Here is a 13427-nt window from a genome sequence, read left to right as displayed (position 1 = left end):
TTGCTCGCCTCATACGGACGCGGGTCCGACGGGCGCTCGCGATTCGTCTTCTGCGGGTCGGCGGGGGGCGTGTCGCCGGCCGGTGCCGGGCTGCGTGCTGGGGCTTTTGCCACGATGGACAGGACCTCATTCCTTGGGGAGATGGGGGCCTATAGGCGCGGGTCGCGTCCGACTGCAAACCCCACCCGCTTGCAAGGGTTTCGGCGCGGGTTTACGCCGCGGCCCAGATGCATCGCCCCCTCGACCCGCCGGCCGCGCCGCGCCACCCCCTACGCATCGCCAATTTCCGCGCTTATTGGCTGGCGCGCTTCGCGGGGACGATCGCGATCAGCGCGCAGGCGATCATCATCGGCTGGCAGGTCTATGGCCTCGCGCGCCAGACCATGGACATACGCGACGCCGCCTTTCTCCTCGGCATGATCGGGCTGGTGCAGTTCATCCCCCTGTTCCTGCTGACGCCGATCGTCGGGCTGGTGGCGGACACGGTCGATCGCCGCTGGATCGTGCGCGGCACCACCGCGCTGCTGGTGCTCAACGCCGCGACGCTGGGGCTGCTCACCTGGTCGGGTCAGCTCGGCCTTCCCTATCTTTTCGTGTCCGCTGTCCTGATCGGGGTCGCCCGCGCTTTCTCCGGGCCGGCCTATTCCGCTTTGGCGCCGAATCTCGTGCCCAAGGAGAGCCTGCCGACCGCGATCGCGATCTCCTCGATCGCGTGGCAGTTCGGCACGATCGCGGGGCCGAGCGTCGGCGGGCTGCTCTACGCGATCCACCCCGACGTGGCCTATGGCGTGATCTCGGGGCTGCTGCTGCTCGCGCTCGGGCTGATGTTCCTGATCGGCAAGGTGCCGCAGCCGCCGGCGCAGAAGGACCGCCGCCCGCTCCAGCGCATCCTCGACGGCTTCGCCTATGTCCGCCGCAACCGGCTGGTGCTCGCGGCGATCACGCTTGATCTGTTCGCGGTGCTGCTGGCCGGCGCGACCGCGCTGCTGCCGATCTTCGCGCGCGACATCCTCCACGTCGGCGCCTCGGGGCTGGGCGTGCTGGCGGCGGGCATGGGGATCGGCGCGGCAAGCACCGCTCTGTGGTTCTCGTTCCGCCCGATGAAGCGCGACGTCGGCGTCAAGATGCTCGCCTCGGTGATCGTCTTCGGGCTGGGCATCCTCAGCTTCGGCGTGGCGACGCAGCTGACCGACGCGCTCGGCATCACTCATGTCGCGCTCGGCGCGGGATGGCCGGTGCTCCAGACCGACTTCCTGCTCAGCCTCGTCGGGCTGATCGTCGCGGGCGGCGCGGACATGGTGTCGGTCTATGTCCGCACCTCGCTGATCCAGCTCCACACCCCCGATTCGATGCGCGGCCGCGTCAGCGCGGTGTCGCAGCTCACCATCTCGGCCTCGAACGAGCTCGGCGAGGCCGAGAGCGGGCTGATGGCGTCGCTGCTCGGGCCGGTCGGCGCGGTGGTGTTCGGCGGCGTCGGCGCGATCGCCATCACGGTGATCTGGTCGCGGCTGTTCCCGGAACTGAAGAACGCGCGGACCTTTGACCCGCCCGATATGCTAGAGACCGAACCCCAGCACGGAGTAGCGCAGCCATGAAGGCCCAGACCATCCTGGAGACGATCGGCAACACGCCGCACATCCGAGTCAGCCGGCTCTTCCCCGACTCGGAAGTGTGGATCAAATCCGAGCGGTCGAACCCCGGCGGCTCGATCAAGGACCGCATCGCGCTGGCGATGATCGAGGCGGCCGAGGCATCGGGCGCGCTCTCGCCCGGCGGCACGATCGTCGAGCCGACCAGCGGCAACACCGGGATCGGCCTCGCCATGGTCGCCGCGGTGAAGGGCTACAAGCTGATCCTGGTGATGCCCGAGAGCATGAGCCTCGAGCGCCGCCGCCTGATGCTCGCTTATGGCGCGCAGTTCGACCTCACCCCGCGCGAGAAGGGGATGAAGGGCGCGATCGAGCGCGCGCTCGAGCTGGTCGAGCAGACGCCGGGCGCGTGGATGCCGCAGCAGTTCGAGAACCCCGCCAACGTCGACGTCCATGTCCGCACGACGGCGCAGGAGATCCTCAACGATTTCCGCGATTCGCCGATCGACGTCATCATCACCGGCGTCGGCACCGGCGGCCACATCACCGGCGTGGCCGAGACGCTGAAGAAGGAATGGCCTAACCTCAAGGTCTTCGCGGTCGAACCTCAGGCATCGCCGGTGATCTCGGGCGGCCAGGCCGGGCCGCACCCGATCCAGGGGATCGGCGCCGGCTTCATCCCCGCCAACCTCCACACCCAGGCGCTCGACGGCGTGATCGAGGTCGACGCCGCGGTGGCCAAGGACATGGCGCGCCGCGCCGCGCGCGAGGAAGGCATGCTGGTCGGCATCTCCTCGGGCGCGACGCTCGCCGCGATCCTCCAGAAGCTGCCCGATTTGCCCGACGACGTGCGCGTGCTCGGCTTCAACTACGATACCGGCGAGCGCTACCTCTCGGTGCCGGACTTCCTGCCGGAGAATTGAGCTGGGCGGCATCGGCGCGCGGACGGGCGCGATCCTCGGCGGCATCGCGCTGCTGGCGATCGCGGGCCCGGTGGTGATGATCCAGCGCACCCCCGCGGTGCCGCGCGCGATCGCCGCCAAGGTGCGCCCGCCGCAGCGGGTCGCGCCGCCGACCGAGCTGCCCGCGGTCGAGCCGGTCGAGCTGCAGGACCTGACGGCCGAGGAGGCGCGCGCCTATAACGCGGGGATCCCGTTCGTGCGCGGGCCCAAGCCGGCGGCGCAGCCGTTCCGCTTCGCCGGGGACGCGGCGGCGCTGGCGCGCGCGACCGACTGTCTCGCCGCCGCTGGCTGGTACGAGGCCGGCGACGACCCGGCGGGCCAGCGCGCGGTGGCGCAGGTGGTGCTCAACCGGCTGCGCCATCCCGCTTTCCCCAAGACGGTGTGCGGCGTCGTCTTTCAGGGATCGGAGCGCAGCACCGGCTGTCAGTTCACCTTCACCTGCGACGGCGCGCTGGCGCGGCATCCGAGCGCGCCGGCGTGGGAGCGCGCGCGCAAGGTCGCGGCCGATGCGCTGGCGGGCAAGGTCGAGAAAAAGGTCGGCTACGCCACGCATTACCACACCGACTGGGTGGTGCCGTACTGGAGCTCGAGCCTCGACAAGATCGCCGAGGTCCACACCCATCTGTTCTTCCGCTGGACGGGATGGTGGGGCACGCCGCCCGCCTTCCGCCGCGCGGTGTCGCGCGACGAGCCGGTGATCGCCGCGCTGGCACCCGTATCGCCCGCGCACCAGCTCGGCGCCGCGCTGACCGAGGCGGAGGCCGCGACCGCCGCGGCGGCGCCGTTGCTCGCGGGCGCGGGCGCTCCGGCACCGGCGGCGACGCCGCTGGCGGGGGACGAGGACGCCTTCGCGATGCTGCTGGGGAGCGACTCGCCCGAGCGCTATATCGACGCCGCGCGCGCGGCGTGCGGCGAGCGCGCGCGGTGCAAGTTCATGGGCTGGACCGAGCGGGCGCAGCTGCCGGGGAGCGCGACGATGACCGCGCAGCAGATCGCGGCGATGTCGTTCAGCTATCTTCGCAACAAGGACGCGGGGATCGAGCGGATGCTGTGGAACTGCAAGGAGTTCCCGCGCACCGGACCGGGGCTGTGCATGCGGCGGCAGGCGGTCTCGCAGCTCGCCCCACCGTCGGGGGCACTGTCAGCAGGGCCGGAGCCGCTCGAGGGCGTGCGGCGACGCGAGGGAACGGGAGTGAGAGGCACGCTGCCCTCGGACGGATCGATTGGACTGCGTCCCGCGCCGTCGAGGTCAGACCGACCGGCTGCCGGCGGCGCCACGAACGCTACCCTCATGGCGAGGCCCCAGTCCCAGCCCCTCCCCTGAAGGGGATCGTTGCGAGATGGCGTTCGCGCCTTCCGCCCTTGTCATCCCGGCCGCGAGCCGGGATCCATGACTTCGCAAAAGCAACGACTTAGGTGTTCGCGGCGCGATGGATCTCGGCTCAAGGCCTGAATGACAGGAATCGCACAACGATCCCCTTAACGGGAGCCAAGCGACGCTGTGTAACTCCTCCCCGCCCGCGAGGAGGGGATCGCCCCGGCGCAGCCGGGTGGTGGAGGGGGCTCGCCCCGAACACACCGGCTCGTATGCGGAGCCCCCCTTCGTCAGCGCTGACGCGCTGCCACCTCCCCGCGTCCGGGACGAGCTGAGCCCCCTCACGCCGCCGCGAACATCTCCGGCGGCAGCGCCATGATCGCCTCAGCGCCGCCCTCGATCTTGCGGCGCAGCGCGCCCGCCTCGGGCAGCACGCGCTCGGCGAAGAAGCGCGCGGTGACCAGCTTGGCGTCGAGGAAGGCGGCGTCGCCCGTTCCTTCCGCCTTGAGCCGCGCCGCCGCGCTCGCCATACGCAGCCACATCAGCCCGACCGCGACCACGCCGACGAGGTGCATGTACGGCACCGCTCCTGCGCCGACGTTGTTGGGGTCCTTCATGCCGTTGGCGAGGAACCACATCGTCGCCGCCTGCAGCTCGCCCGCGGCCTTCTCCAACCGGGCGGCGAGGTCGGCGGTGGCCGGCTCGGCCTTGCCCGCCGCGATCTCCTCCATCACCAGCTTGCCGAACGCCTGCACCGCTCGGCCGCCGTTCTGCGCGATCTTGCGCCCGACCAGATCCATCGCCTGCACGCCGTTGGTGCCCTCGTAGATCATCGCGATGCGCGCATCGCGGACATACTGCTCCATCCCCCATTCGGCGATATAGCCGTGCCCGCCATAGACCTGCTGCGCGTTGGTCGCGATCTCATAGCCGCGATCGGTGCCGACCCCCTTGATCACCGGGGTGAGCAGACCGAGCAGATCACCGGCGACCTGGCGCTCCGCCTCGTCGGTGGCGTGATGCTCGAGATCGGCCTGGAGCGCGCGCCACAGGCACAAAGCGCGTAGCCCCTCGGTCCAGGCCTTGCCCTCCATCAGCATGCGCCGCACGTCGGGGTGGACGAAGAGCGTGTCGGCCTTCTCGCCCGGCTCGGCCGGGCCGGTGAGCGCGCGGCCCTGGCGCCGGTCCTTCGCGTACTGCACCGCGTTCTGGTAGGCGGTCTCCGCCACGCCGAGCCCCTGCAGCCCGACGCCGAGCCGCGCCGCGTTCATCATGATGAACATCGCGGCGAGCCCCTTCATCTCCTCCCCGACGAGCCAGCCGGTAGCGCCGTCATAGTTCATCACGCAGGTCGAATTGGCATGGATGCCCATCTTGTGCTCGATCGAGCCGCACGTCACCGCGTTGCGCGCGCCGAGCGAGCCATCCTCCTCGACCAGCACCTTGGGTACCACGAACAGCGAGATGCCCTTGGAGCTGTCGGGCGCGCCCGGCGTCTTCGCCAGCACGAGGTGGATGATATTGTCGGTCAGGTCGTGCTCGCCCGCCGAGATGAAGATCTTGGTGCCGGTGATCGTGTAGCTGCCGTCGGCCTGCGGCTCGGCGCGGGTGCGGATGAGGCCCAGGTCGGTGCCGCACTGCGGCTCGGTGAGGTTCATCGTGCCGCCCCACTCGCCCGACACCATCTTGGGCAGATACTTCTGCTGCTGCTCGGGGCTGCCCTTCACCAGCAGCGCCGCGATCGCGCCGTGCGCCAGGCCGGGGTACATCGCGAACGCCATGTTGGCCGAGATCATATATTCCTGGAAGGCGGTGGAGACGACGTGCGGCATCCCCTGCCCGCCGAACGCCTCAGGCGCGCTCAGCGTGCCCCAGCCCGACTCGACGAACTGCCGGTATGCCTCCTTGAAGCCCTCGGGCGTGGTGACGCTGCCGTCGGGGTGGCGCGTGCAGCCCTCCTGGTCGCCCGACTGGTTGAGCGGGAACAGCACCTCGGCGACGAAGCGCCCGCCCTCTTCCAGCACCGCCTCGACCGTGTCGGGCGTGGCGGCGGCGAAGCCGGGGACGTTGGCGTAGCGGTCGAGCCCGATCACCTGCTCCAGCACGAAGCGGGTGTCGCGGACGGGGGGAGTATAGTGCGGCATCGTCTCAGTCTTCCTTGGCCTTGCCACCCTCGACCACCGTCAGGAACTCGGCCAGCTCGGTGATCGCGGCGTCGATATCGTGCTTTTGTTGCTGGAGCGCGGCGATGCGCTCGCGGCAGCGCTCGATCGCCACCGCGCGCTGCTTCTGCCGGCCGTCGCCGACGTCGTAGAGGTCGATCATCTCGCGAATGTCGGCGAGGCTGAAGCCGACGCGCTTGCCGCGCAGGATCCACGCCAGCCGCGCACGATCGCGGTGCGAGTAGATCCGCACCATCCCGCGCCGCTCGGGCGCGATCAGCCCCTCGTCCTCGTAGAAGCGCAGCGCGCGCGGCGTGACGCCGAACTCGGCCGACAGATCGGTGATGGTGAAATGATCGCGGTCCGCGCGCGGCGGCACGACGGCATAAGCGGCAGACGCGTCGAGAAGATCGCTCATGACGAGCGGGGTAGCTTCCCTTTACGTGAACGTCAACCGATCGTGCTCCTCAGCCGTCTCCACAGAGCAGCCGACCGTCGGCACCGCGCGTCCGGCTCGCCTCAGCGACCGAATCGCTCAGCCGTTCGAGCCGCACCCCCGCGAGCGAGGCGCGACCGGCGCAGCGCGAGTCGCAGGCGGCTGGCAGCGTCGCAGGCATCACCAGCGCCTCGCCGTCTTCGTCCAGCTCGACGGTGCAGCCCGCGCCCAGCTCGGCGCGCAGCGTCGCCCCCGCGCGCGCCGTCCCGCGCGCCAGGCAGCGCTGCCCTGCGCCATAATCCACGCTCACGCCGACGCGAAACTCTCCCCCGGCGCGCGGGACGAGGCACAGCCGCGCCGCCTCCGCGGCGTACACCCCCGCCGGCCGATCGCGCGCCGCGGCGGCGACCAGTCCCGCCGCCCTCGCCGCGCGCTCCAGCGCCGCCCCGGCGGGCGGCGCCGCCGCGGGGGTCGGCGCCTCGCGCTCGCACCCCGCGAGCAGCAGCGCCGCGAGCGCGAGCCCGTGCCGGCGCGCTTGCCTCACGACCCGTTCGGCGCGCCGCCCGCCACCTCCTCCGTCCGGGTCAGCGCGCGCTTCGATTCGGCCGCCCCGGCGCCCAGCGCCACGCTGCGATAGAAGCAGCTGCGCGCCCCGGTATGGCACGCCGGCCCGGCAGGCTCGACGATCAGCCACAGCGCGTCCTGGTCGCAGTCGACGCGCAACTCCACCACGCGCAGCACGTTCCCCGAGGTCTCGCCCTTCTTCCACAGCCGCCCGCGGCTGCGCGAGAAGAACACCGCCTCGCCCTCCGCACGCGTCGCCGCGATCGCGTCCTGGTTCATATGCGCCACCATCAGCAGCTCGCCGCTGCGCCGGTCGGTCACCACCGCGGTGACCAGCCCGGCGGCGTCGAAGCGCGGGAGGAAGTCGGCGCCGGTCTCGTGCGTGTCGGTCATGCCGCCGCCCTAGAGCGGATGGAGAGAGTCGGCCAGCCGCTCGGCTCGCCCCGCCGGCCACCGCCCTGCCCGGCCGCACGCGCGAAATCCCGTTCGGTTCCGCGCGCGAGTGCCGCAGCCGGATGACATTCGCGCGACAGTCGCTATATGCGGCCGCGCACCAGGCGAGCCTCCGCACATGCTGACCACGAACCCGTTCGACGACGACCATCTGCACGAGGAGTGCGGCATCTTCGGCGCCTCCGGCTCCGAGGGCGCCGCGGCGCTGGTGGCGCTGGGGCTGCACGCGCTGCAGCACCGCGGCCAGGAGGCCGCCGGCATCACCAGCTTCGACGGCCACGACTTCCACACCCACCGCGCGATGGGCCATGTCGCGGGCAATTTCGACCGCGACGACATCATCCGCGCGCTCGCGGGCGACGTTGCCTGCGGTCACGTGCGCTACTCGACCACGGGCGAGACCGCGCTGCGCAACGTCCAGCCGCTCTACGCCGAGCTCCAGTCGGGCGGCTTCGCGATCGCGCACAATGGCAACATCTCCAACGCGATGCGGCTGCGGCGCGAGCTGGTGCGGCGCGGCTCGATCTTCCAGTCGACGTCGGACACCGAGACGATCATCCACCTCGTCGCGACCAGCCAGTATCGCACGTTGCTCGACAAGTTCATCGACGCGCTCAAGCAGATCGAGGGCGCCTATTCGCTCATCGTGATGACGCCCGAGGGCATGATCGCGTGCCGCGACCCGCTCGGCATCCGCCCGCTGGTGATGGGGCGGCTCGGCGACGCGGTGATCTTCGCCTCGGAGACGGTCGCGCTCGACGTGGTCGGCGCCGAGTTCGAGCGCTCGGTCGAGCCGGGCGAGCTGGTGATCGTGCAGAACGGTCAGGTGCGCTCGATCCGCCCCTTCGCGAAGCTGGCGCCGCGGCCGTGCATCTTCGAGTGGGTGTATTTCTCGCGCCCCGATTCGATCGTCGACGACCATTCGATCTACTCGGTGCGCAAGGAGATCGGCGCCCAGCTCGCGATCGAGTCGCCGGTCGAGGCGGACCTCGTCATCCCCGTGCCCGATTCGGGCGTGCCCGCCGCGATCGGCTATGCGCAGCAGTCGGGCATCCCGTTCGAGCTCGGCATCATCCGCTCGCACTATGTCGGTCGCACCTTCATCCAGCCGGGCGACAAGGTCCGTCACCTCGGCGTGAAGCTGAAGCACAACGCCAATCGCGCGCTGATCCAGGGCAAGAAGGTGGTGCTGATCGACGATTCGATCGTCCGCGGCACCACCAGCCTCAAGATCGTGCAGATGATGCGCGAGGCCGGCGCGGCGGAGGTGCATATGCGCATCGCCTCGCCGCCGACGCGGCACAGCTGCTTCTACGGCGTCGACACGCCCGAGCGCGCCAAATTGCTCGCGGCCAAGCACGACCTCGGCGGCATGACCGACTTCATCCACGCCGACAGCCTGGCCTTCGTCTCGATCGACGGGCTCTACAAGGCGCTGGGCGAGAGCCACCGCGCCGACATCCGCCCGAAATATTGCGACGCCTGCTTCACCGGCGACTATCCCACCACGCTGACCGACCATGACGAGAGCAGCGCGGTCGACCAATTCGCCATGCTGGCCGAGCGGGTGAACTGAGCACCGTGACCAAGCCACTGACGGACAAGCTCGCGCTGGTCACCGGCGCGAGCCGCGGCATCGGCGCCGCCACCGCGATCGCGCTCGCCGCGGAGGGGGCGCATGTCGTGCTCACCGCGCGCACCGCCGCCGGGCTGGAGGAGGTCGAGCAGGCGATCTTCGACGCTGGCGGATCGGCGACGATCGCGCCGCTCGACCTCGCGCAGAGCGACTCGATCGCGCGGCTCGCCACCGCGATCGGCGAGCGCTGGGAGGCGCTCGACGTGCTGGTGCTCAACGCCGCGATGCTGGGATCGCTCGCCGCGGTGCCCGCGATCGACGCCAAGGAGCTGGCGCAGGTGCTGACGCTCAACGTCTCGGCGCAGGTGGCGATGATCCAGGCGTTCGACCCGATGCTGCGGCGCTCGGCGGGCGCGCGGGTGATCGGGGTGACCTCGTCGGTGGCGCGCACGCCGCGGGCCTATTGGGGCGCGTACGGCGCGTCCAAGGCGGCGTTCGAGACGCTGCTCGAATCTTATGGCGACGAGACCGCCGAGGTGAGCCGGCTGCGAGTCGCGGTGCTCGATCCGGGCGCGACGCGGACCAAGATGCGCGCGCGCGCCTATCCGGGCGAGGATCCGGCCTCGGTCAAGCCGCCCGAGACGGTCGCGGCGCGGATCGCAGCGCTGGCGATCGACGGGTTCGAGCCGAACCATCGCGAGCGGGTGGGGTAACGAGCGGATCCGGCCCGCGCCGGTCCCGCGCGCGACATGGGCCTGCACGGCGACGTGGCGTGAGCGTCAGGCACCGCGACGAACGGTTCGACCTCGCTTCAAGGGGATCGTTCGAGATCGCTTAGCTTCGAGACTGTGTTCCGGCGAACGCCGGAACCCGGAGCCAGGCAAGGCAACGTCTGCCGGTGCTCGTGGCTCTGGGCTCCTGCGTGCGCAGGAGCATCAAAGGGCTTGTCGCAACGATCCCCTTCGACGGGAGCGCCCGCTATCGCGCCGCCTGTCGCAGCACGCGCTCGCCCTCGGCCTCGTTGACCGCGGCGCGCACCGCCGCGAGGAACCCCGACACGTCGCCCTGCGACGAGGGGATCGCGCGGCGCAACGTCACGAAGCCGTGTATGTTGCCCACCGCCTCGCGATAGGTCACCGCCACCCCCGCCTGCGCCAGCGCGGCCGCGTAAGCGCGCCCCTGGTCACGGATCGGGTCGAGCCCCGCGGTGACGATCACCGCGCGCGGCAGCCCCGCCACCTCGCCGAGCAGCGGCGAGAAGCGGGCATGGTGCGGGTCGCCGCGATAATGGTCGTCGAACCAGCGCATTCCCTCGCGCGTCAGCAGATAGCCGTCGGCGAAGGACGCGAACGAGGGGTAAGCGCGGCTCGCATCGGTGGCGGGATAGATCGGCGCCTGGACGATCACCGGCACCGCCGCGGGTGCGTCGCGCAGCGCCGCCGCGACGACGATCGCCAGATTGCCCCCCGCACTGTCCCCCGCCAGCACCAGAGCGGTCACCCCGCGCCGCAGCGCCGCGGGGCTCGTCGCGACCCAGCGCGCCGCGGCCTCGGCGTCGTCGGGCGCGGCGGGCCAGCGCGCCTCGGGCGCGAGGCGATAGTCGATCGACACCACCGGCAGGTCGAGCTGGCGCGCCATCTCGGCGCAGAAGCCCGCATAAGTGTCGAGGTCGCCGATCACCCAGCCACCGCCGTGGAAGAACACCACCGCCGGCCCCGGCGCGCGCGTCGCGCGCGGGTCGAACAGGCGCGCGCGCAGCGGACCGGCCGGCCCCTCGAACGACAGATCCTCGATCGTCGCCAGCTCGCCCGGCGGCAGGTCGGACACGTCCTTCATCGCCAGCAGCATGGCGCGCGCCGCGGCGGGCGCCAGCTCGTGCATCCGCGGCCCCGGCACGTTGTTGAGATAGGCGAGGAAGGCGGCGACGTCGGGACGGACGATCGCGGCGGGCGCGGCGGACGGGTCGGTCGGGTCGGTCGGGCGGTCGGTCATCGTCGCTCCTCGGTCGCGGGCGGATGGCGCGGCGCGTTCCTCGCCTTATCTTAAGGACATGATCCGGGTCGTCCACCATCCCGCCTATGTCACCGAGGCGCCCGCGCGCAGCAGCTATCGCTGGGGCAAGAACGGCGCGATCCGCGATCTGCTGCGCGCACAGGGCGCGGCGGTGGCGTGGCACGCGCCCGAACCGATGCCCCGCGCCTGGCTCGAGGCCGCGCACGATCCCGATTATGTCGCCGAGGTGATCGCCGCCGCGGTGCCCCCCGAGAAGGAGCGGCGCATCGGTTTCGCGGTAACCCCGGCGGTGGCGCGCCGCGCCGAGCTGGTGCCGGGCGGCACCTATCTGGCGTCGCGGCTGGCACTGGCGCACGGCTTCGCCGCCAACACCGCGGGCGGCAGCCATCACGCGCTCGCCACCACCGGCGCGGGCTATTGCGTCTTCAACGACCTCGCCGTGGCGGCGATCCGGCTGGCGGCGGAGGGCGCGGCGCGGCGCATCCTCATCGTCGACGTCGACGTCCACCAGGGCGACGGCACCGCCGCGCTCACCGCGGGCCATCCCGAGATCGCGACCTATTCGATCCATGCCGAGAAGAACTTTCCCGCGCGCAAGGCACGCTCGACCTGCGACGTCGCGCTGCCCGACGGCGTCGGCGACGCGGATTATCTCGCGACGCTGGCCGAGACGCTGGAGCCGCTGCTCGACGAGACCCGCCCCGACCTGATCCTCTACCAGGGCGGGGTCGACCCCTATAAGGGCGACCGGCTCGGGCGGCTGGCGCTCAGCGACGCGGGGCTGGCGGCGCGCGACCGGCTGGTCGCCGCGCTCGCGATCGCGCGCGGCGTGCCGATGGCGAGCGCGGTGGGCGGGGGCTATGGCGACGACGTAATGGCGATCGCGCGCCGCCATGTCGCGGTGATCGAGCGGCTCGCCGCCGCCTATGACGATCCGCGCTCCGGCTGGGCGACGCGCGCGGTTCAACCTCGATCAGGAACCCAGGTCGCGCCCCAGACGTAGCGCTGCGATGACCAACCTGCTGTGGCTGCGCCAGGATCTCCGTCTCCACGACCAGCCCGCGCTGGTCGCGGCGGCGCACGACGGCGCAGTGATCCCCGTCTATGTCCTCGACGACGCGGCGCCCGGAGCGTGGAAGATCGGCGCGGCGCAGCGCTGGTGGCTTCACCACAGCCTCGCCGCCCTCGCCGCCGCATATGAGAAGAAGGGCAGCCGCCTCATCCTGCGCCGCGGCGCGGCGGTAGAGGTGCTCGGCGCCTTGCTCGACGAGACCGGCGCCGCGCGCGTCCATGCGATCCGCCATCACGAGCCCTGGTGGCGCGAGGCGGAAGCGGCGCTGGGCGACCGGCTCTGCCTCCACGACGGCAACCATCTGGCGCGGATCGAGGACGTCACCACCGGCGCGGGCGCGCCCTACCGCATCTACTCGTCCTTCTGGAAAGGACTCCAGCCGCATCTGCCGCCCGAAGAGCCGCTCGCGGTGCCGCGGACCATTCCCGCGCCCGAGAGCTGGCCGAAGAGCGACTCGCTCGCCGACTGGCAGCTGCTGCCCAGCGCGCCCGACTGGTCGGGCGGGTTCGACTGGACGCCGGGCGAGGCCGAGGCGCTGAGGAAGGTCAAGCACCTCGCCCTCGACGGCTATGACGAGCGCCGCAACCTGCCGGCGGAGGAGGGCACGTCGCGCCTCTCGCCGCATCTCCACCACGGCGAGGTGTCGCCGCGCACGGTGTGGCACGCCACCGCGGCGCGCGACGTCACCTTCCGCAAGGAGCTGGCGTGGCGCGACTTCACCGACGGGGTGGTGCGCGCGCTGCCCGATTACGCCGATGCCAACGGGCGCGACCGCTACGATAATCTGCCGTGGCGCCGCGGCAAGGCGGCGCAGGCCGACCTGCGCGCGTGGCAGCGCGGCCGCACCGGCTATCCGATCGTCGACGCGGGTATGCGGCAGTTGTGGCACACTGGCTGGATGCACAATCGCGTGCGGATGATCACCGCCTCGTTCCTGGTGAAGCATCTGCTGATCGACTGGCGCGAGGGCGAGCGCTGGTTCTGGGACTGTCTGGTCGACGCCGATTACGGCAACAATTCGGTCAACTGGCAATGGGTCGCGGGCACCGGCGTGGACGCCAACATGTTCGGCCGGATCATGGCGCCGATCGGCCAGTCCGAGAAGTTCGGCGCGGGCGATTACATCCGCCGCTGGGTGCCCGAGCTGGCCGATGTGCCCGATCCCGCGATCCACGACCCCGAGGCGGCGGGCTGCCGCCCGGACGATTATCCCGCGATGCTGATCGGCCATCGCGAGGCGCGCGAACGCGCGCTGGCGGCCGGTAAAAAGGTGCGATAGGCGGCG

General features: G+C 71.3%; 12 protein-coding genes. 7 read left to right on the top strand and 5 right to left on the bottom strand.

What is annotated here, in order from left to right; genetic code table 11:
- The first annotated feature begins 227 nt into the window (after positions 1-227).
- The 3 genes from EV292_RS01295 (at position 228) to EV292_RS01285 (ending at position 3875) form a co-directional block, all read left to right on the top strand.
- Entirely contained in the window at positions 228-1595 is a 1368-nt protein-coding gene (locus tag EV292_RS01295) for an MFS transporter (RefSeq protein ID WP_132907391.1), read from the top strand.
- Positions 1592-2512 carry a cysteine synthase A gene (gene cysK / locus EV292_RS01290; RefSeq protein ID WP_132907390.1) on the top strand — a complete coding sequence of 307 codons (921 nt, stop codon included), beginning with the start codon at positions 1592-1594 and terminating at the stop codon, positions 2510-2512. Before EV292_RS01295 ends, cysK begins: the two co-directional genes overlap by 4 nt.
- Before the next feature lie 76 nt (positions 2513-2588).
- A complete protein-coding gene (locus tag EV292_RS01285) occupies positions 2589-3875 on the top strand; it encodes a cell wall hydrolase (RefSeq protein ID WP_243693543.1) in 1287 nt (428 codons plus the stop codon).
- Positions 3876-4207: 332 nt separating this feature from the next.
- Here the strand turns inward: EV292_RS01285 and EV292_RS01280 are convergent, their stop codons facing one another.
- Genes EV292_RS01280 through hisI form a run of 4 tightly spaced genes read right to left on the bottom strand, consistent with a single transcriptional unit; the run spans position 4208 to position 7421 of the window.
- On the bottom strand, positions 4208-6010 hold the full coding sequence (locus tag EV292_RS01280) for an acyl-CoA dehydrogenase C-terminal domain-containing protein (protein WP_132907388.1): 1803 nt from the start codon (positions 6008-6010) through the stop codon (positions 4208-4210).
- A gap of 4 nt (positions 6011-6014) precedes the next feature.
- Positions 6015-6446, bottom strand: a complete 432-nt coding sequence (locus EV292_RS01275; RefSeq protein WP_132907387.1) for a MerR family DNA-binding transcriptional regulator — start codon at positions 6444-6446, stop codon at positions 6015-6017.
- A 49-nt stretch (positions 6447-6495) separates the two neighbouring features.
- The gene (locus tag EV292_RS01270) at positions 6496-7008 is read right to left on the bottom strand and encodes a hypothetical protein (protein ID WP_243693542.1); all 513 of its coding nucleotides are present in this window, start codon (positions 7006-7008) and stop codon (positions 6496-6498) included.
- A complete protein-coding gene (gene hisI, locus EV292_RS01265; protein WP_132907386.1) occupies positions 7005-7421 on the bottom strand; it encodes a phosphoribosyl-AMP cyclohydrolase in 417 nt (138 codons plus the stop codon). Before hisI ends, EV292_RS01270 begins: the two co-directional genes overlap by 4 nt.
- Positions 7422-7599: 178 nt before the next feature.
- Between hisI and purF the strand changes: the two genes are divergently transcribed.
- Positions 7600-9057, top strand: coding sequence for an amidophosphoribosyltransferase (gene purF / locus EV292_RS01260; RefSeq protein WP_132907385.1), 1458 nt, complete (start codon positions 7600-7602; stop codon positions 9055-9057).
- A 5-nt stretch (positions 9058-9062) separates the two neighbouring features.
- On the top strand, positions 9063-9770 hold the full coding sequence (locus EV292_RS01255) for an SDR family NAD(P)-dependent oxidoreductase (protein WP_132907384.1): 708 nt from the start codon (positions 9063-9065) through the stop codon (positions 9768-9770).
- Positions 9771-10035: 265 nt separating this feature from the next.
- Here EV292_RS01255 and EV292_RS01250 read toward each other — a convergent pair whose 3' ends face one another.
- Complete coding sequence (locus EV292_RS01250; protein WP_132907383.1) at positions 10036-11049, bottom strand: alpha/beta hydrolase; 1014 nt, start codon at positions 11047-11049, stop codon at positions 10036-10038.
- A 58-nt stretch (positions 11050-11107) separates the two neighbouring features.
- On the opposite strand from EV292_RS01250, the gene EV292_RS01245 reads away from it, so the two are divergent.
- Positions 11108-12073, top strand: coding sequence for a histone deacetylase (locus EV292_RS01245; protein ID WP_132907382.1), 966 nt, complete (start codon positions 11108-11110; stop codon positions 12071-12073).
- Between the two features lie 7 nt (positions 12074-12080).
- A complete protein-coding gene (locus EV292_RS01240; RefSeq protein ID WP_132907381.1) occupies positions 12081-13421 on the top strand; it encodes a deoxyribodipyrimidine photo-lyase in 1341 nt (446 codons plus the stop codon).
- The last annotated feature ends 6 nt before the right edge of the window (positions 13422-13427 follow it).

The sequence above is a fragment of the Sphingomonas sp. BK235 genome (assembly GCF_004345855.1).
GTDB lineage: Bacteria > Pseudomonadota > Alphaproteobacteria > Sphingomonadales > Sphingomonadaceae > Sphingomonas.
The sequence above is the reverse complement of the archived record's forward strand: the minus strand, read 5'-3'. Positions and strand labels throughout refer to the sequence as shown.

Bases quoted from the DNA above. Each gene is read 5' to 3' on its own strand.
- EV292_RS01295 (WP_132907391.1), top strand. From the start codon at position 228: ATGCATCGCCCCCTCGACCCGCCGGCCGCGCCGCGCCACCCCCTACGC.
- cysK (WP_132907390.1), top strand. From the start codon at position 1,592: ATGAAGGCCCAGACCATCCTGGAGACGATCGGCAACACGCCGCACATC.
- EV292_RS01285 (WP_243693543.1), top strand. From the start codon at position 2,589: ATGATCCAGCGCACCCCCGCGGTGCCGCGCGCGATCGCCGCCAAGGTG.
- EV292_RS01280 (WP_132907388.1), bottom strand. From the start codon at position 6,010: ATGCCGCACTATACTCCCCCCGTCCGCGACACCCGCTTCGTGCTGGAG.
- EV292_RS01275 (WP_132907387.1), bottom strand. From the start codon at position 6,446: ATGAGCGATCTTCTCGACGCGTCTGCCGCTTATGCCGTCGTGCCGCCG.
- hisI (WP_132907386.1), bottom strand. From the start codon at position 7,421: ATGACCGACACGCACGAGACCGGCGCCGACTTCCTCCCGCGCTTCGAC.
- purF (WP_132907385.1), top strand. From the start codon at position 7,600: ATGCTGACCACGAACCCGTTCGACGACGACCATCTGCACGAGGAGTGC.
- EV292_RS01250 (WP_132907383.1), bottom strand. From the start codon at position 11,049: ATGACCGACCGCCCGACCGACCCGACCGACCCGTCCGCCGCGCCCGCC.
- EV292_RS01245 (WP_132907382.1), top strand. From the start codon at position 11,108: ATGATCCGGGTCGTCCACCATCCCGCCTATGTCACCGAGGCGCCCGCG.
- EV292_RS01240 (WP_132907381.1), top strand. From the start codon at position 12,081: ATGACCAACCTGCTGTGGCTGCGCCAGGATCTCCGTCTCCACGACCAG.